The sequence below is a fragment of the Deinococcus misasensis DSM 22328 genome, from assembly GCF_000745915.1.
Taxonomy (GTDB): domain Bacteria; phylum Deinococcota; class Deinococci; order Deinococcales; family Deinococcaceae; genus Deinococcus_C; species Deinococcus_C misasensis.
This window is the reverse complement of sequence record NZ_JQKG01000001.1, coordinates 155,130-176,503: the sequence shown is the minus strand read 5'-3', so window position 1 is coordinate 176,503 and position 21,374 is coordinate 155,130. Positions and strand designations below refer to the sequence as shown.

Genomic DNA, 21,374 nt, shown 5'->3' with positions numbered 1-21,374 from the left:
GATGTACCATGGAAAACCTGAATGAAAGAAATCACCAGCACCCAGAACCCTGAACTGAAACTCCTGCAAAAGCTCCATGAACGCAGGCATCGCCGCAAGGAAGGCAAATTCCTCATCGAAGGGGCCAGAGAAGCTTCCCGCGCCTTGCTGGCCGGAATGGACCTTGAAAAGCTGTACTTCTGTGAGGACCTGTTCAGCCCAGAGGCCCATGAACTCTATCCTCAATTTGATGGTCTGGAGCAAGTCAAACTGTCTGCTGCGGCCTTCGAGAAAATCAGTCTGCGGGAAAACCCGGACGGGATGGTGGCTCTGACCTGCATCCCAGAATTCACGCTGGAAGATCTGGAATTGCCCGGAGATGCTCTGGTGCTGGTGTTGCAGGGTCTGGAAAAGCCGGGAAACCTCGGGGCTTTGCTGAGAACTGCAGATGGTGTGGGTGTCCATGCGGTGTTCATCACTGGAGAGGGCACCGATCTGTACAACCCCAATGTGATCCGGGCCAGTCAGGGAAGCCTGTTCACACAGCATGTGTTCGCAGCAGAAGATCAGGCCTTGCTGGACTTTTTGAAATCCCGCAACTTCACCATTCTGGCTGCCACACCGCACACCCAGAAGACCTACTGGCAGGCAGATTACTCTGGAGCCACAGCAATCTGTCTGGGAACCGAACACGACGGTCTCAGCGATTTCTGGATGCAGGAGGCCACCGAGAAGGTGGTGATTCCCATGCAAGGCACTGCAGACAGTCTGAATGTGGGCATTGCAGGGGCTTTGCTGCTGTATGAGGCCCTGAGACAGCGTCAAGGACAAAATCAGGCCCCCTGAAACCAGAGGGCCAAAAATGTGGAAGAAATGTTCACCGTATTCGGTAAAGGGGAAGTCTCAGACTTTGATCTGATTATCCTCTGGGTGTCTTACGAAATTCTCACAGGGCTGGGACATTTGATTTCATCCAATCCTGATACAGTTGGTCAGGATTGGTTATGCGAACAGAACTCAGCACCATTGCCATCGGCCAGACGGTGACCCTACAGGGCATCAACCCCCAGCATCCCATGCGCAAACGCCTGTTTGAACTCGGGTTTGTGCCGGGTGCAAGCATTCGCCTGCTCAGAAAAGCCCCCATGGGCGATCCCATCGAAATGGTGGTCTCTGGCACGCACTTTGCTCTCAGGCAGCAGGACATGCAGCACATCTGGGTTCAAAAATGAGCACCACCGTTCAGGCCAGAACCGTGCTGGTGATTGGGAACCCCAACGTGGGCAAGACCACCCTGATCAACGCTCTGGCCGGAACCCATCTGAAAGTGGGCAACTGGAGTGGCGTGACCGTTGAAAAACGAGAGGCCCGGTTTGACCTGCAAGGGGTGTCCATCCACCTGACTGACCTGCCCGGCGCATATTCTCTGAGCCCCCAAACCCCAGAGGAAATCATTGCACGAACAGCCCTGCTGGACGCAGCTCCAGATTTGATCATCAATGTGCTGGATGCCGGACAACTGGAACGCAACCTTTACCTCACCCTGCAACTGATGGAGTTTGGTCTTCCCATGGTCCTCGCCCTCAACCTGATGGATGAAGCCAAAAGCAAGGGGCTCAACCTGAGTGCAAAGGCTCTGGAACAGCAGATGGGTGTGCCAGTGGTGGAGATGGTGGCGTCTCAGGGCAAAGGGGTGCAAGAGCTCAAAAAACACATGTTGCAACCTCCTCAGGCCCCCAGCTATCAGGTCCAAACCCCAGGGTCTTTGCAACATCACATCCAGCACCTGTGTGAGGCCATGGCTCCCCATCCCAAACTCTTGCCTTACTCCCGGCCGTTTCTGGCTTCCATGCTCTTGGAGGGGGACACCACCTTGCGTTCCCGTCTGACCATCACAGGTCACCAGAAAGTGGTTCAGGAAGCAGATCGCCTTTTGGAACAGTGCACTGCACAGGGGATGGATCCCTTCATGGACCTTGCCGATGTGCGCTATGCAGAAGCGCACCGCATTGCACAAGCCACCATCGTGACCCACGAAAAACGCCGTACCCTCACAGAGGTTTTGGATGGCGTTTTGCTGAACAGGGCTCTGGGGATCCCGGTGTTCTTGCTTCTGATGCTTGGGGTGTTCAGACTGACTTTCAGCGTTGCCCAGCCTTTTGTGGATTTCATCGGAGGACCCCTGCAAGACACGGTCTCTGGCTGGACCACGGCCATTTTGAATGTGCTGCATGCCCCATCCACCATTTCCTCAGTGCTTGTGGGAGCAGTGATTCCTGGGGTGGGTACGGTGCTGGCCTTCTTGCCCACCTTGCTGGTCCTTTATCTGGCCATGAGTTTCCTTGAAGACAGCGGTTACATGGCCAGAGCGGCTTTCCTGATGGACCGTTTGATGCGCTCCGTGGGTCTGGATGGCAAGGCCTTCATTCCCATGATTCTGGGGTTTGGATGCAATGTGCCTGCAGTGTACGCCACCCGCACGCTGGAGAACCCCAGAGCCCGACTGGTGACCAGCATGATTTTGCCTTTCATGTCCTGCTCGGCGCGCTTGCCAGTATATGCGGTCTTCAGTGCTGCGCTTTTTCCCAAAATGGCTAGTTGGGTGGTCTGGAGCATGTACGTGCTGGGTCTGGTGGTGGCGCTGGCTTTTGCGGCTTTTATTACCCGGCTGCTGCCCACCGCAGGCTCTGTGACGGTGCTGGAGCTGCCTCCTTACCGCCTGCCTTCCAGACAGGTGCTCTGGAAACAGGGCTCCAGACGAACCACCTCTTTTGTGAAACGTGCAGGAACCACCGTACTGACCGCAGTGGTGGTGGTGTGGTTCACCCTTTCCATACCAGTTCAGCTTGGCGGACACTTTGCCAGCGTTGCACCAGAGCAATCCCTGTTTGGCTGGGTCAGTTCCCTGATTGCGCCCATTTTCAGCTGGGCAGGCTTTGACACCTGGCAGGCCACTGGGGCACTGATTCCCGGTTTTGTGGCCAAAGAAGTGGTGATTGGCACGCTGGGGCAGATTTACCTTGGGCAGCAGGCTGGAACGGCCCTGTCTTTTGGGCTGCTGGACGGTTTGCAAAACCTGTTCTCTGGATTGTGGATTGCCCTTCAGCAGGCTGTGGCAGCCATCCCCGGACTGATTGCCCTTCCTTCCTTCTCGGTGGCTGCTCCAGACAGCTCGCAAAACAACCTGATTGCGGCTTTGCGTCAGGGTTTCACACCTGCAGCAGGACTGGCCTATCTGGTGTTTGTGCTGCTGTACACCCCCTGCGTGGCCACCATCACCGCCATTGCCAATGAGCAGGGGCGCAAGGTGGCATGGATCACCGTGGCTTACCAGATCCTGACCGCATGGCTGCTGGCGGTCCTCACTTACCAGCTTTTTAAAGGACTGTTGTGAAACCCCTCGACCAGATCCTTCACCACTTAAAAACCGGACCCAAAAAACCCGAGGATCTGGCCTTGCAGCTTCAGGTGTCTCTGGAAGCCCTGCTGGGGATGGTCCAGATGCTGGAAACCAGAGGATACCTTCAGTGGGTGACCAGCAAGCAAATCGGATGTCAGAAATGTGCCGTTAAAGGCTGGTGTGCCCTGCCCACCGATGAAGGGTGTGACAGCCTCGGGCTGACGGGTCGGGGTTTTGAACGGGCATCGACTTCAGGATGAACAAAAAAACCTCCTCTTGAGTGAGGAGGTTGAATGGTTTTTGAACTTCAGCCCAGAGCTTTGACAACAGCGTCGGTGAACTGCTGGGTGTTGGCGGTGCCACCCAGATCTCCGGTGCGGGGACCTTCGGTGAGCACGGTGTCAATGGCGTTGGAAATGCGACCAGCCACTTCGTATTCACCGAGGTGCTCCAGCATCATCACGGCACTCAGGATGGTTGCGGTTGGGTTAGAGATGCCTTTGCCAGCAATGTCTGGGGCAGAGCCGTGCACGCTTTCGAAGATGGCATGCTTGTCGCCGATGTTGCCCGAGGCAGCGATGCCCAGACCGCCCACCAGTCCGGCAGCCAGGTCAGACAGGATGTCACCGAACATGTTGGTGGCGACCAGCACGTCGTACTGGCTGGGGTTGCGGACCAGTTGCATGGCGCAGTTGTCCACGATCACGTCCCAGCTTTGCAGGCCGTCCACCTGTTTGGCTTCTTCCATGATGGTGTTCAGGAACAGGCCCTGGGTCAGGGGCAGCACGTTGGCTTTGTGCACCACGGCCAGTTTTTTGCGGCGTTTCATGGCCAGATCAATGGCGTATTTGCCGATGCGCTCAGAAGCACGTTTGGAGATGTGGGCTTCTGCGATGGCCCTGTCGCCTTCCACACGCTCTTTTTCCACGTACAGGCCTTCGGTGTTTTCACGCACCAGAATCAGGTCCACGTTCTGGTAGGCACCAGCCACAGGACGGGTTTTGGTGGGACGCACGTTGGCGTACAGGTCAAAGTGACGGCGCATGAAGCGGATGGCCCCTTTGAAGCCCTCCACTTTTTTGCTGGGGCTGGTGGCAGCGCCGAACAGGGTGGCGTCGGTGTTGGCCACGGCCTCAAGGGTGGCTTCTGGCACGGTGGTTCCGTGATCCAAGAAGTATTCATAGCCTGCGTGGGCTTCAACGAATTCAAAATCAAGCCCGGTGGCTTCCAGAACGCGCACGGCAGCAGGGATCACTTCGTGTCCAATGCCGTCGCCTTCAATGATGCAGATGCGGTGTTTCGCCATGGTGGTGTACCTCCTCAAACTTCCTTATGTTAATGCGGTGTACACTCCTGACCATGTCACTGGATAGGGAACGGCTGGGGTGTGACACAAGGGCTTTTTTTGTTTCCCCTTTACTGGTGTAGTAACGGAATAAGTGTATTTTGGACCAAATCACTCGCCAGCTTTGGACCCAGCAAGAACCCCTTGGATCCCAGAGCAGTCAGGCTGAGCACTTCCCTTGGAAGGGTGGCCCCTGAGAACCGAACACCCGTCCAGAGTCCCTGAAATTGAGGGTCCAGTGTGCTGAAAGTCTGGTGGGCTTTGTCCATCAGCCAGTGAAGGGATTTGAGGGGCAAACCTGAAGGTCTGAATTGGGTCTCGGGGGTTTCAAAGGTGGATCCCAGCACACCTCCTTTGCGGGCCGGAGTGGCATAAATGCCAAAACTGACCGGTTTTTCTGAAAGGGTCTCTTTGAGCAGCAGCAGACTTCCCCTCCGATGGGTTCCAGCAATTCCGGCCAGAGTGGCTCCGTAACTGCCCCCACAAAACACCACAGTGCCTTCCAGTTCAGTTTGATCTTGCAAGACCACACGGTGTGCAGTGAAGGACACCGCCGTCTGACGGATCACCTGCACGTTGCTTGCTTCTTGCAAAGCCGTGCAGAATGCCTGACCATCCACCCATCCGCCCACAGGCAGATACAGCACTTTGTGCCAGTGGGATTGCAGATGAACTTCTTCAGGGGCCTGCTCCAGCCACGCATGGGGATAATCTGGAGGTAAGTTCTTAACCCATTTCAGGTGGGTTTTCTCGTCAGGCACCGGGCGGTAAACCCCATCTCTGGCATGTGGAATGTTGTACCCGAGCTTTTCCAGCTTTGCCAGCAATTCAAAAGTGAATTGTGCCCCTTCCAGCCCATCTTCCACCACATGACCGTTTTGACCGCGCACCGGATTGATGAGGGCACTTGGGACATCGCTGGCGGCGTGTTTGCCTGCATCAACCAGCACGGTTTTGATGCCTGCCTGAGTGGCAAAATATGCCAGAGCACTTCCTGCAATGCCCCCCCCAATCACGATCAGGGGTTTCATGAAGTGACCTTTTCAGCGGTGACAAATTCCCGTTTTCCAGTCAGGCCTTTGTGTTTGGTGACTTGCAGTCCGGCGTCCTGCAAAGCCCTGCGTACAGCCCCTGCTGCGCTATAGGTGGCCAGATGGGCGCCCACTTGCATGCTGGAGGCCACTTTCTGACAGAATTCAGGGGTCCAGACCTCGGGGTTGACGGCAATGGAAAATCCGTCCAGATAAAATCCAGAGGCCCAAGTCAAAGGAAACTCAGCCTGTGTGACATCTTCCACCCGCACATCCACAGTGACTTCTCCAAGGGTGAATGCAAAAGAAGATCCCCACACAGAGAGCAGTTTTTGCCAGACCTCATGTTCAAACATCGGATGTTGGCGGGTGTATTCCCTGAGGGTTTCGGTGGCGATGGGATCAAATTCATAGGCCAGATAGTGCAAAGGCACCCCTCTGGAAACGGTGTCTTGCAAGGTGGTCAGGAAGTTCATGGCCACTCCAAAACCGACCTCCAGCACTTTTGGAGCAAGATGCAAGTGGGTTCTGGAACCTTGCAGGTACACCACTCTGGCCTGCGTTTGTGCACCATGGCTGGAATGGTAATGCTGCTGGTATTTTTCGCTGAAAACGGTCAGGCTGCCATCAGGGGTTTTTTCGATCATCATGCACATCCACAACAGGAGGGAGGACCAGTTCATTTTCGCGGTTGAAGGCCAGCATGTAACGCCCGAGAATCTGCAACTGGGATTTGTAATACAGCATGGCCTTGTGTTTCTGCTTTTGCTGCTTGTCGGTCAGGGGATACCTGCGCCATTCGATGCCCTGACTGGTCTCCGCAGGTGGGCTGAGGGGCAACTCGGGATGGTTGCCTTTGGGAAGAGGCCATTCCACCCCGCCGTGCACAATGTAGTACAGAATTTTGGCGTGTGGAAATTCACTGAGGATTCTGCTGGACAGGTAACTGGTCGCCTGATGGTCGGGATGCTGGTCCAGAGGGGTGGGGGCCAGAATCACATCAGGGTTGAATTTCTGGGCAATTTCCAGAATTTGCTTTTCCAGCTCCTGACCGGTGTAAGGACTGCCTGGACGGTAGGTGTTGTTGTAAGGCACATGGTCCACCCGGGTGAATTTGCTTTTGTAAGGAATCAGGTAGTTCGTCAGGTAAACGCTCCTCAGGCCCCGGTCTGGAAAGCCCAGAAAGTACACGTTCTTGGCTGGAACACCCAGAGCATTGGTGGCCAGTGTGGCTTCGGTTTGCCGATCCCGGCCCATTTTCAGGAACACCCGGGGTTCCACGCTCCATTTTCGTGTGGAGTAGCGTGCTTCCCATGGGAAACCGTCTCCATTGGTCAGGAAGACCACGGCCACTTCGCCGTTGTTTTGCAGAACATCCTGAATCAAGCCTCCAGTGGCAAGGGTTTCATCGTCCGGGTGAGGGGAAAGCACCAGCACCTTGCCACGGATCGGGGTGTGCTCTGGAAGCTGTTGGGCGGCATGCTCCACGCCAGCCACCACCCACTTTCCGGTGAACAAAAAGCCCCATCCATTGATGCCCGCGGCCAGAAAAAGCGCAAAGATGACCAGAAAAATCAGGGTGTTCAACGGATTCCAGCGGTCCCGTTCGATGCGAATTTTGAACCTGCTGAACCTCTTCACGACTCTGATTTATAACAGATCTTGCAGGTCTCTCGCATGAAATCGATGGCATCCCCTCAAAGCCAGAGAAATCCCATTTCAGCGGTTCGGACTTCAGAGGTATACTCTCAGGTGCATGATGCCCACCTTAGGACTGGAAGAAGAGTTTTTTGTGCTGTATCAGGGGAAACCCAACATGGTGGGCCTCACCCACCTGGCAAGGTTGCTGCGCAAAGATCCAGCGTTTTACTTCACACACACGGCCAGCAATTTTTCCAGAGGTGAAGGGGCCAAAGAGGGCCTGATGAGCGCTCTGGAGGTGTCCACACCGGTTTGCACCTCGGTGCCTGACCTGCTGCAATCCCTCAAACGCCTCAGGTCCGAGGTGAGCGTGGTCATTCCCACAGGACTGATTGCCACCACAGGCATGTTCCAGAGGGACGACATCAACAACACCGCAGGTTTGCACATCCACCTCGGGGTTGAGAGGCAAAACCGGGAACGCATTTACCAGAACATTGCCTATTTTTTGCCCGTGCTGGCCCTTGCCACTGCGTCCAGTCCGTTCAAAGGCACGGAAGTGTTCGGCCAGAGTTACCGGATGCATGCGTCTTATGCCCTAGGGGGCCTGACCAGCGATCCGTTCAAGCGGTTTCAGGACCTGATCATCACCCGCAGGCTGGGCACCATTGAAGTGCGCGTTTTTGATCCTGTGTGGGATCTGGAGCGTTTGCAGGCCATTCTGGAAGCTCTGGTGCAAGTGGCGGTCTCCACAGAAACCTTTCCTTACCGGGAGCAGGAGTACAACACCCTCCGGGCACAATGGACCCGCGAGGGCCTCACCCCAGCCATGCTTCAAAGGGCCAGAGAACTGCAGGACACCACGGGCTTCGATCTCAAATGGACCGAACACACCGTCAGCGATGACCTCATTGACCTGACCCGGAAACACGGTTACCAGCATGCCCTCAGGCATCTGGACTCTGGATACCGGACTGGAATCTGGCAGCCTTCCAGCACCTTGGATGTGCCCCCTTCAAGGCGTCACAGTGTAGAAGGTTGGCTGACCTATTATTTGCCCCGGTTTCCATACATTGCTTATAAGGGGATCAAGGAGAACATGAAGGGGCCGAAGGAACGGTAATTTGCCGAGGGCTGAGGGCTTTGCAGTGCTTAAGCTTGAGCAAGGCAGACAACAGGGTGGCGTTTGTAAAACCCGGGTCAGGTGCTCTTATTGCCCTCGGCTCTCGGCCCTTGGCTTTGAAGCATCCACATGTTTGTCCACCCAAACATCCCCGACCACCCCTGATTTTCCCGATGAATTCTCAGCATCGGAGGGGTACAATGTGTGGGTATGAAACTCAAACGCATCCTGAAGATTTTGATTCCTGTCGCGGCCATCTGGGGACTGGTGGTGCTGTTCCTGCAGAAAATCTGGTTTTACCGTGACCCCATCCGGGTTTCGCCCAACGATCCCAACCTGATCATCAGTCCCTGTGACGGACAGGTGGTGTACATCCGCCGCATCGAAGACGGCAAAGTGTACAGCGAGAAACTCGGTCAAAAAATCGACATCACCGAAATCACCAAAACCGACATCCCCGAGGGCACCGGTTGGCTGATTGGCATCTACATGAGCCCTCTGGACGTGCACTTCAACTACGCTCCCATTTCGGGCTCTGTGGACCGCATCGTGCACACCCAGACCAACCTGAACCTTCCCATGGTGGACCTCTGGGAGTACATCCAACTGACCTACCTGAGAAAAGCCGTGGACCTGTTCGCCAAGCGTTATGAACTGGAGAACGAGCGTCAGACCATCTTCATGCACAACGAGCGGATCCATCTGGCCATGGTGGAAATTGCCGACAAATTCGTCAACAAGATCAGCACCTATGTCTCTGAAGGTGAGAGAACCCGTGCAGGTCAGAAAGTGTCTTTCATTGAGCGCGGTTCTCAGGTGGATCTGGTGCTGTTCGGCGAAGATTTCGAATTCCTCGCCAAAGTGGGCGATCAGGTGTATGGTGCCCTCACCCCCATCGCTCGCCTGAAAAAATAAACCCGGTTCATTCAAGAGGCGAGGGGAATCCTCGTCTCTTTTCATTTGGGAACCTCTGGTATGTTGAGGGCGTAAGGTCAAAGGATACACGTGGAACAATTTCAAGACTGGTTGCTGAATCTTCCCCCCCTTTTGGTGCATGTCCTGCTGTTTTTGCTTTTGCTGGTCGAAGGCATTGGAACCCCCGGCCTGCCTTTTGAAGTCCTGTGGATCGTCGAAGGCATTTTCATCCATGAAGGCAAAACCACCCTGCTGGCTGCAATCCTCTGGGGCACTGTGGGCAACTGGTTGGGAAACCTCATTGGGTACAAGCTGGGAGGCCGACTGGCACGGTACCTGCCACCCAAAGCCCGCAATTCTCTGGGCATCGAAGAAGTCCGTCAACTCTTCCAGAGGTGGGGTGTGGGTGTGGTGCTGTTCAGCCGCTGGATGGGCCTGATTCGAACCCCCACCATCCTGTATGCCGGAGCAGTGGGCATGCCGTTCTGGAAGTATGCCCTCTGGAGTTTTGTGGGTGCACTGTCCTGGGTGGGCATCTGGCAATTGGGTTGCTGGTACTTTGGAAAATTGATTCTGGAATGGTGGGACCAGTACAAAATTTACATTGTGCTGGGAGGAATTTTGATCGGGATTTTTGGCGTATGGACGGTGATCCGCAAGCGTAAGCCAAACGATGCACCCTCAAATACCCCCTGAGATTATATACTCGTATGCGTGTTATTCGACCCGCATACCCTTCAAACCTTGGACTTTGCCAGAATCCGCTCTGCAGTGGCGGATTGCTGCGCCAGCAGTCTGGGCATCGAAAGGGCAGCCAGCCTGACACCGTCAACGGATGAAGACTTCATCCGCTATCAATTGGATTGTGTAGAAGACGCCCTCTTCAGTGTGAGTCTCAATCTGGGAGGCATTCAGGACATCCGCCCGAGCGTCGAGCGCTCCCGAGAAGGCAAACAATTGGACGGCAAGGAAATTCTGGAAGTGGCCTACACTCTGGATGCTGCCCTGACCCTGAAACGCTCCATCGGCATGAACTCCAGAGGACCCCTGCTGGATGTGTCCAGCAGCATCGGCTCTCACCTCAATCTGGTGCGCAGTGCACTGGAGAAACTGGACCGGGATGGCTCGGTCCGCGACGATGCCAGTCCCAAACTCCGCCAGATCCGCCGCCGCCTCAATCCCCTTCGCAATGAAATCCGCCAGAAGATGCAGGATGTCCTTGAGCGCTGGGGTGAAATGTTGCAGGAAAACCTGATCACCATCCGCCGGGACCGTTTCGTGGTGCCCATCAAGGCCAGTTACGTGAATCAGGTGCAAGGCATCATCATTGATGCGTCTGCCTCTGGACAAACCTATTTTGTGGAGCCCGGTTCTGTGGTTCCCCTCAACAACGAACTCGCCCGCCTGCTGATTGAAGAAGATCAAGAAGTCAGGCGGATTTTGATGGAACTCTCCGGGTTGGTGGCGCTGGAAGAAGGCCTCGACATGACCCTCTGGGCGCTTGGTGAACTGGACCTGATTGCCGCCAAGGCCAGATTGGCCCGAGATTGGGAGCTTTCCCGCCCCGAGCACTCCGAAGAAGGCACCTACCATCTGGAGCAAGCCCGCCACCCCCTCATCGAAAAACCTGTTTCCAACGATCTGCATCTGGACGCCAGCACACGCATTTTGCTCATCACCGGTCCCAACATGGGGGGGAAAACCGCCACCCTCAAAACGTTGGGACTGATTGTTTTGATGCACCAGTGCGGAATGTACGTGCCTGCCCGCATTGCCAAATTGCCCGTCGCAGATGGCATTCTGGTGGACATCGGTGATGAACAGAGCATTCAGGAAAGCCTGTCCACCTTTGCCTCCCACCTCAAACACCTGAAATACGTGCTGGACCATGCCAGTTCCAACACCCTGATCCTCATTGACGAGTTGGGCTCAGGCACCGATCCCACAGAAGGTGCGGCTCTGGCACAGGCGCTCATTTCTGAGTTGCTCAAAAAAGACACCCGTGGCATCATCACCAGTCACCTGGCTCCCCTGAAGCTTTACGCCATGGAAACCCCCGGCTTGCAAAACGCCAGCATGGGGTTTTCTCTGGAAAACCTCGGTCCCACCTACCGTTTGCAGGTGGGGCAACCCGGACGGTCTTACGCTCTGGCCATCGCCAGACGCATGGGCATTCCAGAAGTGGTCCTTGAGCAGGCCACAGAAGTGCTGGGTCCAGAGGGCAACAAAGTGGAGCAACTGCTTGAAAACCTTGAGCAGGAACGTGAAACCATCCGCAACCAGCGGGAACAACTGGAAAGTTTGCGTCAGGAAGCCAACCTGATCCGCAACCAGCTTGCTTTTGACCGGGACCGCATCCACGAAGAGCGCGATGAATTGCTCCTGAAGGCCAGAGAGCAAGCAGACCGCATCTACCGTGAAGCCATCGAAACGGTGCGCAAAATGCGTTCCAAAGCGCAAGATGATGTTTCCCGTCCCAAAGTGCTCGAAGAACTCAAAGAGCTTCGCCGGGCCAGCATGGCCGAAAGACCCCAGCCCAAAGTCGAACCTGCTCTGGAGCAGGTCAGACCGGGCAGCATTGTGGATGTGCCTGCTTATGGGGCCTCCGGTCAGGTCCTCGAAGTGCGTGGCGATGAACTGGTGGTGCAACTCGGGGTGCTCAAGATCACGGTGCGTCGTCGGGATGTGCGCCTGAAACAGCAGGAAAAGCAAAAAGTGGCTTCCCTGATGACGGCTGGTTTTTCAAGGTTCAACAAGGAAATCAACCTGAGGGGCAAGAGTGGGGAAGAAGCCCTTGAAGAATTGCGCTCTTATGTTGCAGAAGCCTATGCCCTGAAAGAAACCCCCTTGCGTGTGGTGCACGGCAAAGGACAGGGTGTGCTGCGCCGCATGATCCGTGATTTCCTCAAGAACGAAAAAACCGTGGAGTCTTTCCACGATGCAGAGCCTTACAACGGCGGTCACGGTGTAACCATCGTGCATGTCCGCACCAAATAACACACACTCCAACACAAGAATTTGAAAAGCAGGGAAACGGTCCCTGCTTTTCTTGATTTTTTCTTTTCCAGAGTCAAAAATTGAGAAACTTCATTAAGGCCCACAGGCCATCGGGTTTGGATGTGTCTTCTCATCTTGAATTGTAATCAACCATGCAACTGACCTAAAATACTCGGGTGAAGGTTTTACTTCTGGACTTACAACCCGACCAGTACCCCCTGGAGGGTTACCGCAAAAAGCAGTTGCTGTCGTGGGTTTTTGAACATGCTGCCCCGGATTTTGACAGCATGACCAACCTCCCCCTCAAACTGCGTTCCGAATTGCAAGAGGCTTATGAGCTCAGCCCATTCACCAAAGTGGACACTTTCGCCTCCACCGATGGCAGCGTGAAATACCTGTTCACCCTGCGAGATGGTCGCCAGATGGAAGCCGTGTTCATGCCCTATGAAGACCGCAAGACCATCTGTGTTTCCACCATGGTGGGCTGTCCGGCCAAGTGTGCCTTTTGTGCCACTGGCGCTCTGGGCTTTGGGCGCAACCTGACCCCCGGAGAGATCATCGGGCAGATCCTTTATGCTGCCAGAGATCAAGGAATTCCCCCCAAAGAGATTCGCAATCTGGTGTTCATGGGCATGGGTGAGCCTTTGCTCAACTACGAGAACACCATGAATGCAGCCCGCATCATGCTCAGTCCAGAGGCCCTGAACATGAGCCAGCGTCGGGTGACCCTCAGCACGGTGGGTCTGGCCAAAGGCATTCGCAAACTGGCCACCGAAGACATCGAACTCAAACTGGCGATCAGCTTGCATGCCCCTGATGAAGAGACCCGTCAAAAAATCATTCCCACGGGTCAGGCCAACAGCATTCCAGAGATCATGGATGCCGCCAGGGATTATCAGGCCAAAACCGGTCGGCGCATCACCATGGAGTACGCCATGCTGAAGGGGGTCAATGACCACCTCTGGCAAGCAGACCTGCTGGCCGATTTGTTGAGGGGCATGGTCAGTCACGTCAACCTGATCCCCATGAACCCATGGGATGGCAGCGGTTTTGAAGAAAGCAGTGAAGCCCAGATTCAGGCCTTTTATGACCGCCTTGAAGATCGGGGGATCCCCGTCAGTGTTCGGCGTTCAAGGGGTCGGGATGCAGGCGCAGCATGTGGCCAGTTGGCCCTGCAGAAGCCTTCATTAAGGTCTTCTGTATGAAATATGTAAAGATTGTGAAGTCGTGATAGGATAGTGCAAAGTCGCACGCAAAGCATGGAATACTCTAGGAGGGTAGCAGTACACAATGAGAAACCTTAGGCGCGTCCTGTTAACTGCACTACTGACTGTCCCTGTATTGGGCTTTCAACTGTCCAGTGCCCAGAGCACTGACTTGACGGTTCTGGAAACCCAATTCACACAAAATCCCACCCTTGAAAACTCAGTTCTGCTCGGACAAGCATACCTGAATGCAGGTCGCACCGCTGATGCCGTCAAAGCATTTGAAGAAGCCATACGCAAAAGCTACAACAGTTACGAAGCCCACTTTGGCCTCGGGGTGGCTTTGTTTCAGCTGAACAACCTGTCGGGTGCCCAGTTTGAATTCCAGCAACTGACTGCCATCAATCCCAACCTGATTCAGGGGTATTACAACCTGGGCGCGGTGTATACCAGACAGGGCAAAACCACCGAGGCTCTGGCAACATACCAGAAGGCCATTGAGGTGGGCAAAGCCAACAGTGCCAGCCCTGAAGAACTCACGCTGGCTTACACCCAGTTGGCCCGTTTGCAGTCCACAGAAGGCAAGCACACAGAAGCCAGAACGGCCTATGAAGAAGCCTTGAAACTGAACCCCCAGAGCGAATCCCTGATGCTCTCCATTGCTCAGGAAGCTCTGGCTGCAAGTGCATCCAGTCCAGATCCTCTGGCGGCCACCATTTCACTCAGCTATGCCTACCAGATTCTGGCCAAAAACCCTGCTCAAGCAGACGCAACATTGGTTGTTGCAGACAACTTTGTCAATCAAGGCTTGAGCGACCGCGCACTGCGCGAACTGGACAAAGGATTGGCCGCTTCCAAAGACAATGCTTCACGTGTGAAATTGTTGATCCGCAAAGCAGAACTGCAAGAGCGCACCAGTGTCAAAGAGGCCCTCAGCACCTATGCAGAGGTGGTCTCTCTGGACTCCCGCAGCCCAGCACGTTACAACTACGCTCGCTTGCTGCTTGCCTCCAAAAAACCTCAAGAGGCCCAAAAGCTTTACCAGCAACTCGTCAACGAAAACCCCACCGATGTGGCTTATCTGGGACTTGCACAGTCCCAAGAAGCCCTGAAGCAATACGCGCTTGCTTATGATGCTGCTCTGAACGCTGCACGCCTCAGCAAAGATGTTGCCTTTCAGGCCAATGCCAGAACCCTTGCTGCACGCAATGCATACCGTGCCAAGCAGTACAAGCAGGCCATCACCAGTGTGCAAGGCATTCCAACTCCCAATGCTGAAGCCCTCAACTGGGCAGGGCTCAGTGCGTATGTGCTCAAAGATTACGCCAAAGCCGTTGAGTTTCTGGATGCAGCCCTCAAGCTCGATCCCCAGAACCAGACGGTGATGTTGAATCTTGGGGCATCTTACCTGATCCTCAAACGCTACAACGAAGCCGAACAGGTGCTGTCCAGCCTCGTTGCTGCCAACGACAAAAATGCTGAAGGCTGGTACAACTATGGCATTGCTCTGCGTGCTCTGGGCGATGAGACCAGTGCCAAACTGGCTTTCCAGCGGGCATTGAACCTGGGTTACACCAGAGCAAAAGGAGCATTGGGCGGTAAATGACTTGGTTCCGTAAACACTGGCCAGACTTACTCATCCTCTTTTTCATCGTGCTGATTCTGGCAGGAGCAGTCCTGATCCTTTTTGGTGGAACCAAAAGGCTGTTCAACCTGTCTTCGGACCAGCCTTCCATGCCAGTTGAACAAAGTGCCCCAGAAGTCCAAGAAATTCCACTGAACCCTCCGCCTCAAACGGAAACGGTGGAGCCTGTTCCCACAGAACCCCAGACCCAGACCAGCGAACTTTCACAGCAACCTGAGCCTGAGTCTGCTGCAACACAGGGCACCACAGAAACTGAGAACCCAGCAGAAACCACCCAATCTGTGCCAGTGATTCCTGCTGAACCTCAAACCAGCACCACAGAGAAGCCTGCTGCAAATCCAGAAACTGCACAAACCACAGACCCTCAAAAACCTGCTGCCACCCAGCCTTCTGAACCACAGAAGCCTGCTCAGCAGACTCCAGAGGTCACCAAACCTGCGGTACAGGCCATCTCTGGACGTGCGCCCACCAAGCAGGATTACCGCATCAGTGCAGGTTTGTTTGACACAGAAGCGCAAGCGGGTGTGGTCGCAGAAAAAATCAAAGCCCTGGGTTATCCCACCTATGTTTTTCCCAGCAAAGATGAAACCTTTGTGGTGTTGGTCGGTCCTTTTGTGAACCGCGCAGATGCAGACACTGCTGTGTCGCAGATTCAACCTGCACACCAGAACCTTTTCGTTTATGCCCCTCAGAATGCTCCTGCAAGCACTTCAACAGCCACCCCTGCAACCACCCCTTCTCCAACCACATCAGCAAACACCACCACCAATGGTCCGGTGTACTTGCAGGTGGGGGCCTACAAACGTGCAGACAGTGCCATGCCGGCGGTAGAACAGTTGAGGGGTCTGGGTCTCAATCCCAGCCTCAGAAGCGATACAGGTGGCATGGTGCGTGTGGTTGTGGGTCCCATTGGTGCAGCAGAATTGCAAGCAGTGCAATCCAAACTCAATGCGGCGGGCTATACAGACGCCTTTCAGGTCCGGTGAAACCATGTCCCAGTCTTTGAACATACCCAGCGCTGCCATCTCCAGACTGGTCACCTACCTGAGGATTCTGGAAAAACTGGAATCTCAGGGCATCAACCGCACCAGCAGCAACGACCTTGCTGAACGTGCACAGGTCAGCGCTTTCCAGGTGCGCAAAGACCTGGCTTATTTTGGCCGTTTTGGTACCCGAGGCATGGGTTACACGGTGGCGGTTCTCAAACGTGAACTGAGACGCATCCTGGGCCTGACCCGGCCCTGGAATGTGGTGATCATGGGGATGGGACGGCTTGGGCAGGCCATTGCCCACTATCCTGGAGCCAGTGATTATGAATTCAGTTTTGTGGGTCTCTTCGACCCCGATCCCAGCAAAGTGGGTTTACAGATCAGAAATCTGGAGGTGATGCATCCGGACCACCTGAAAGACTTCGTGCGCTCCCATCAGGTGGACATGGGATTTATTGCGGTTCCAGCAGAGCGGGCCCAGGACGTGGCACAAACTCTGGTGGAAGCTGGAGTGAAAGGCATCTTGAATTTCGCTCCGGTGGTGATTCAACCCAAGATGGTTGAGCGCCCTGGTCTTGAACCCGAGAAGGAAGAGGAGTGGGAGGGAGTGATCGTGGAAAACATCGATTTTCTGGCAGGCATGAAACGTTTGGCGTTTTACATCCTGAACCCTGGCTTAAGAGAACTTGAGGAGGTAGGTTAATGAAGAAGATTTTGGGATTGGTCAGTTCTTTCACAGTGTTAATGGCTGTTTCCTGTAACAGCATGAATGCTCCGTTGCTTGAAGCTTCTATTCTGGCACCCCAACTGAAGGTGAACATTGTGTACAAGGTCTCCACAAAGACCTACAGCAGTGCCATCTCTTATCAACAGGGAAGTGCAGTGTTCCGGGTTCAGCCTGGTGCTCCTCAAATGCAAGTTCTGGGTTTCGAGGCTCAGATCGTGGATGAAGACAATTCCACCTACACCATCTCAACACAGGGAGGATTGGAAGAAGGTGCATCTCTGCCCCAGGGATTTGTTTGCCCTGCAGACAAATCTACGATTGGACAAGAAACAGAAGACCTGTATTACTGCAAACCAGAAGACAAAGCCGCCAAAGCCATCACCCGCACTGTGGATTTGCAGCCCAGCATCGTTCCAGACATCAGCAAAAAGTTGACCAACGATTGCCTGTCCAGTCTGGCCAATCAGACACCCATTGACGGCGTTTGCCCCAACCTGAAAATTCGGGTCAACTTCACCGTGAAAAACCTGAGCACCGGAAACACTTTTGTGGTCAAAGCCTTTCCCGAATTCACCAATTTGGATGTCAAAGGCTCTTTGAGCGTGGAAGATTAAAGGAGTCTTGACTGATGCAACCTGTCCAAAAAACCAGCGTTTTGCTGCTCGGCATGAGCATGATCATGGTGGCCTGTAATTCCACAACCACCACTGTTACCCCTGCTGCCACCGTTCCCAGCATCAATTTGAACTACCTCAGTCTGGGGCAGGGAATTCCACTGGCCAACAACGCAAAGGTTGCAGTGGTTCCCAACCCAACTTTCCGTGCCAAAGCCACTCCAGCAGGCAGCAACACCATTGCAGAATTCAAATACCAGATTGGCGATGGTGCTCTGGTTGACATCCAGAACAACAACCTGTTTGTGGTTCCTCTCAATGCCACAGGTGAGTATGAACTCAAACTGTTTGCCAAAGACAGCAAAGGCTTGAGTTCCAACCCTTACAAAGTCACGTTGTTTGTGGATGCATCTCCTGCAACTGTCAACTTCGCCACCCCCACAGAAGGCCAGACCATCAATGGCAAGGCTGTGAAGTTTTCCATTGCTGCAGAGGACCTGGACACTGGCATTGCACAAGTCGTGCTGAAAGACCCTCAGGGCACTGTGCTGTCCAACTGTAAACCTGTGGTGACAGGCAACAAAGCCACTGTGGATTGCACAGTGGATGTCAGTGGATATGCAGATGGAGCAGCAGCATTCACCGTTGAAGTGACCAACCGGGTGGGGGCAACGTCCACCAAGACCATCAACACGATGGTCAAGAACAATCCCGATGAGGTTCCTCCCACCGTCAAAATCAACAAGATTGACAACCTCTTGACCGACGCTCTGGGCGGCAAAACCTTCTCTGGTACCATTCAGGTGGATGTGGATGCCCAGGACATCAATGGCGTGAAATCCGTGGAATTGCTGGTCAACGGCAATCCCCTCCCTGCCAAAACCAGTACCCCCTTCATTTTCAGTGTGAACACCACAGATTATGACAACGGCCCTCTGGTGATTTCTGCCAAAGCCACCAACACCCTGAACAAAACGGCTGTTGCGAATTCTGTCACCATCAACATTGACAACGTGATTCCTCCGCTGTTTGTCATTGCATCTCCCACCAACAATGCACAGGTCTCTGGAAGCCAGTCTGTCAAAGTGTTGCTGACCCGTCGCAACTCGAATTTTGACGTGCTGACAGATTCCATCAAAGTGGACTTCTATGACTACCGTGGTGATCTGGTGGCCACCCGCACCATCACGGGTGTCAAAGACGGAGTCAACGGAGATTACGACACCCTCCCCTTTGATTTCTCTGGTCTGATTGATGACTGGTATACCCTGCGGGCCACAGCTCAGGTCAATGTTCTGAAAGCCGATGGCTCTGTTGCGAACGCTACCCCCCTGAACCTCACTTCTGAAGTTCGTGTGACAGCCACCACGGCCAGCAACAACCCACCTGCTGTGGTCATCTTGACCCCTGTCCGTCTGGTTGCTGATCAAAGCTTCTTGCCCTCTTTTGTCAACACCCTCAAAGGCAATGTGCTGGTTCAATTGAGCGATGACAAGGGACTGGCTTCTGCTGAACTGCGCATGACCTGTGATGACTGCGTGGGTGGTGGCCCCCAGAATGCCCTGATGGAGCACAAGAACCTGAGCAACACTTCTTCTACCGTGGCGCTGTTCCGTTTTGACTACAACGGAACCCCTTACCTCCCCAACGGAACTTACACCCTTCGCATCAAAGCCGAAGACAATGAAGGCAAGTCCAACATTCAAGAAGTCAAAGTGAAAATTGACCGTACCTTGGATGCCATCCTCAATTCTTTTACAACGACCACAGCCAAAGCTCCCGACGGAGTCAAGCAAAAATTTGCTCCCTATTCAGGGACGTACAATCCCATTGGAACATCTGACAATTCACACACCTACATGGTCTTTTATTACTTCATCAATCCCAACAATCAGCTGTTCTACTCTCAAGCCCAAGTGGTGGGAAATGCCGTGATGGGTACAGGCTATACAGTCGTCTTCAATCTGGCTGGCACCTGGACTTTTGGTGGCCAGATTCAGGACATGACCACCGGTCAGATTTACCCTTTGAACCAGACTTTTGTGAATGTGGTGTCTGCAGAATAAAAACTTGCATCCACACAAGATCTTGACTGAACGGCGTATGTACGCCGTTCAGTTTTTTCGGTAAGGTGACACATATGGAAGGTCTTTTTCTCTCTCATCTTCTGGAGCAGCTTTCTGCCCGGGTTCCCACCTCCACCAGAGGCTGGGTGTTCCCGAGCGAGACCTCTGCTGCGCTCTTTCTGGAGGAAATGGGCTTTCTGGTGCTGGATTATGCTCCTCCCACTCCGGCCCTGTATTTCTCCAGAGACAAATTGCAAGGCGAGCCTCGCAATCCTTTTCAGCGCTTTTTGGCTTCCAAAGTGCAGGGCAACCTGACATTGGCCGAGCAACTCAAGCTGGACCGGGTGGTGACATTGCATTTCTCGGGGGCCAGAGGGTTCATCGATTCCCCAGCAACCCGCTTGCTTTTTGAGGTGACGGGCCGCAATGCCAACCTCTTGATTCTGGAAGCAGGAGAGGGTTTCTCTGGCAAGATTTTGATGGCTGCCCGCGAAATCACCAGCAGCCGGAACCGTTTTCGCACCGTGCGTTCAGGAGGACTGTACACGCCTCCTCCACCTTATGAAAAGCTGGATCCCAGAGCTTTGCAAGAATCCGATTTGCAGGTGCTTCAGGAGCAGCCCTTGGTGAAGGCCAGAGACCTTCTGGATGGCATTGGACCCACCTTGCTTTCCGAACTCAGCAGGCGTTCTGGGATAGGCCTTTCCGAAGTGGTGGGAGACCGAATCCCACAAGTGCATCAGGCGGTCAAATCTCTGGTGAAAGATCCCAGTGTGGCGCAAGGTTCCCTTTCTGAACAGGCAAGAGAAGCTTCTCAGGCCGAGCAGGCAGATGCTTTGCGCAAAACCTTGCGTGAGGCACTTCAGAAGCGCTTGAAGGTCTTGTCAGAGCAGTTGCAGGATGTGCACAGGGCAGAGGTGGGCATTCAAACCGCGGCCACCGAACGTGCATGGGCAGACCTTTTGATGGCCTATCAACATCAGGTGCCTGAAGGGGCCAGTGAAGTGGAGCTTCCCGACTTTGAAACAGGTGAGCCTGTGCAAATCACCCTGAAGCCCGATCAGAAGGTCTGGCAAAACGCAGACCGCATGTATGCCCGCGCCCGCAAGCGTGAAGACGTGTATTTGCGCCTGATGGAACGCGAACCCCAGTTGCTGCAAGAGCAACAACACTTGCAAAGCACCCTGAGTCAGGTGCAGCAGGCAGAGTTGCCCGAGTTGAAACGTCTGGAAAACGTGCTCGGGACAGAAACGCCAGACAAGGGTGCTGTGCAGGTGGGTGGACGTTACCGCGTCGGGGGTTTTGATGTGCTGGTCGGACGCAATTCCACAGAGAATGAACTCTTGACCCACCGAATCGGAAAAAGCATGGACCACTGGTTTCACGCGCAGGGGTATCCGGGCTCACATGTGCTGGTGCGTTCAGGCGGAAAAGAACTGCCGTTTGATGTGGTCTTGAAGGTGGCTGCTCTGGCCGCGTTTTATTCCAAAGCACGCAATTCAGGGAACGTGCCTGTGGATTACACCCGCATCAAGCATGTCTGGAGGCCCAGAGGTGCAGGAAAAGGGCAGGTGCATTACACCCAGCAGAAAACCGTGTATGTGGATCCGGCCCTGCCTGAACCAGTGGTGTAGTGCTGGTTGAAAGTGGGTGTGGTGTAAGTTGACCTCACGTTTACTTTGTGCACACTGGAGTAG

At 54.3% G+C, this 21,374-nt stretch carries 19 protein-coding genes; 15 read left to right on the top strand and 4 right to left on the bottom strand.

What is annotated here, in order from left to right:
• Nucleotides 1-21 precede the first annotated feature (21 nt).
• From Q371_RS00765 to Q371_RS00750, 4 genes are all read left to right on the top strand, one after another.
• Nucleotides 22-825: a TrmH family RNA methyltransferase gene (locus tag Q371_RS00765; RefSeq protein ID WP_034334838.1), complete on the top strand. Its 804-nt coding sequence runs from the start codon at nt 22-24 to the stop codon at nt 823-825.
• Between the two features lie 158 nt (nt 826-983).
• A complete protein-coding gene (locus Q371_RS00760; protein WP_034334837.1) occupies nt 984-1,211 on the top strand; it encodes a FeoA family protein in 228 nt (75 codons plus the stop codon).
• The gene (gene feoB, locus Q371_RS00755) at nt 1,208-3,373 is read left to right on the top strand and encodes a ferrous iron transport protein B (protein ID WP_034334835.1); all 2,166 of its coding nucleotides are present in this window, start codon (nt 1,208-1,210) and stop codon (nt 3,371-3,373) included. Before Q371_RS00760 ends, feoB begins: the two co-directional genes overlap by 4 nt.
• The gene (locus tag Q371_RS00750) at nt 3,370-3,639 is read left to right on the top strand and encodes a hypothetical protein (protein WP_034334832.1); all 270 of its coding nucleotides are present in this window, start codon (nt 3,370-3,372) and stop codon (nt 3,637-3,639) included. Before feoB ends, Q371_RS00750 begins: the two co-directional genes overlap by 4 nt.
• A gap of 47 nt (nt 3,640-3,686) precedes the next feature.
• On the opposite strand, the gene Q371_RS00745 is transcribed toward Q371_RS00750, so the two are convergent.
• From Q371_RS00745 to Q371_RS00730, 4 genes are all read right to left on the bottom strand, one after another.
• Nucleotides 3,687-4,685, bottom strand: a complete 999-nt coding sequence (locus tag Q371_RS00745) for an isocitrate/isopropylmalate dehydrogenase family protein (protein ID WP_034334830.1) — start codon at nt 4,683-4,685, stop codon at nt 3,687-3,689.
• A 110-nt stretch (nt 4,686-4,795) separates the two neighbouring features.
• The gene (locus Q371_RS00740) at nt 4,796-5,755 is read right to left on the bottom strand and encodes an NAD(P)/FAD-dependent oxidoreductase (protein ID WP_034334829.1); all 960 of its coding nucleotides are present in this window, start codon (nt 5,753-5,755) and stop codon (nt 4,796-4,798) included.
• Nucleotides 5,752-6,405 carry a tRNA (5-methylaminomethyl-2-thiouridine)(34)-methyltransferase MnmC2 gene (gene mnmC2, locus Q371_RS00735; protein ID WP_245618173.1) on the bottom strand — a complete coding sequence of 218 codons (654 nt, stop codon included), beginning with the start codon at nt 6,403-6,405 and terminating at the stop codon, nt 5,752-5,754. Before mnmC2 ends, Q371_RS00740 begins: the two co-directional genes overlap by 4 nt.
• Entirely contained in the window at nt 6,383-7,396 is a 1,014-nt protein-coding gene (locus Q371_RS00730; RefSeq protein WP_051963038.1) for a PIG-L deacetylase family protein, read from the bottom strand. The genes mnmC2 and Q371_RS00730 overlap by 23 nt, the downstream gene beginning before the upstream one ends.
• Nucleotides 7,397-7,511: 115 nt before the next feature.
• Here Q371_RS00730 and Q371_RS00725 point away from each other — a divergent pair, with 115 nt between their 5' ends.
• The 11 genes from Q371_RS00725 (at nt 7,512) to Q371_RS00675 (ending at nt 21,311) form a co-directional block, all read left to right on the top strand.
• Entirely contained in the window at nt 7,512-8,519 is a 1,008-nt protein-coding gene (locus tag Q371_RS00725; RefSeq protein ID WP_157442427.1) for a hypothetical protein, read from the top strand.
• A 210-nt stretch (nt 8,520-8,729) separates the two neighbouring features.
• A complete protein-coding gene (locus Q371_RS00720) occupies nt 8,730-9,434 on the top strand; it encodes a phosphatidylserine decarboxylase (RefSeq protein WP_034334825.1) in 705 nt (234 codons plus the stop codon).
• A 90-nt stretch (nt 9,435-9,524) separates the two neighbouring features.
• Complete coding sequence (locus Q371_RS00715; RefSeq protein WP_051963036.1) at nt 9,525-10,130, top strand: DedA family protein; 606 nt, start codon at nt 9,525-9,527, stop codon at nt 10,128-10,130.
• Between the two features lie 18 nt (nt 10,131-10,148).
• Nucleotides 10,149-12,431 (top strand): endonuclease MutS2, encoded by a 2,283-nt coding sequence (locus tag Q371_RS00710; RefSeq protein ID WP_084571143.1) that lies wholly within the window; start codon nt 10,149-10,151, stop codon nt 12,429-12,431.
• 176 nt (nt 12,432-12,607) lie between these two features.
• Nucleotides 12,608-13,636: a dual-specificity RNA methyltransferase RlmN gene (gene rlmN / locus Q371_RS00705; RefSeq protein ID WP_034334819.1), complete on the top strand. Its 1,029-nt coding sequence runs from the start codon at nt 12,608-12,610 to the stop codon at nt 13,634-13,636.
• A gap of 85 nt (nt 13,637-13,721) precedes the next feature.
• On the top strand, nt 13,722-15,242 hold the full coding sequence (locus Q371_RS00700; protein WP_084571142.1) for a tetratricopeptide repeat protein: 1,521 nt from the start codon (nt 13,722-13,724) through the stop codon (nt 15,240-15,242).
• The gene (locus tag Q371_RS00695) at nt 15,239-16,267 is read left to right on the top strand and encodes an SPOR domain-containing protein (protein WP_034334814.1); all 1,029 of its coding nucleotides are present in this window, start codon (nt 15,239-15,241) and stop codon (nt 16,265-16,267) included. The genes Q371_RS00700 and Q371_RS00695 overlap by 4 nt, the downstream gene beginning before the upstream one ends.
• Before the next feature lie 4 nt (nt 16,268-16,271).
• Nucleotides 16,272-16,973: a redox-sensing transcriptional repressor Rex gene (locus tag Q371_RS00690; protein ID WP_034334812.1), complete on the top strand. Its 702-nt coding sequence runs from the start codon at nt 16,272-16,274 to the stop codon at nt 16,971-16,973.
• Between the two features lie 62 nt (nt 16,974-17,035).
• A complete protein-coding gene (locus tag Q371_RS00685) occupies nt 17,036-17,611 on the top strand; it encodes a hypothetical protein (protein WP_157442426.1) in 576 nt (191 codons plus the stop codon).
• Between the two features lie 14 nt (nt 17,612-17,625).
• On the top strand, nt 17,626-19,677 hold the full coding sequence (locus Q371_RS00680; protein WP_034334807.1) for an Ig-like domain-containing protein: 2,052 nt from the start codon (nt 17,626-17,628) through the stop codon (nt 19,675-19,677).
• A 74-nt stretch (nt 19,678-19,751) separates the two neighbouring features.
• A complete protein-coding gene (locus Q371_RS00675) occupies nt 19,752-21,311 on the top strand; it encodes an Rqc2 family fibronectin-binding protein (protein ID WP_034334805.1) in 1,560 nt (519 codons plus the stop codon).
• Nucleotides 21,312-21,374: the final 63 nt, after the last annotated feature.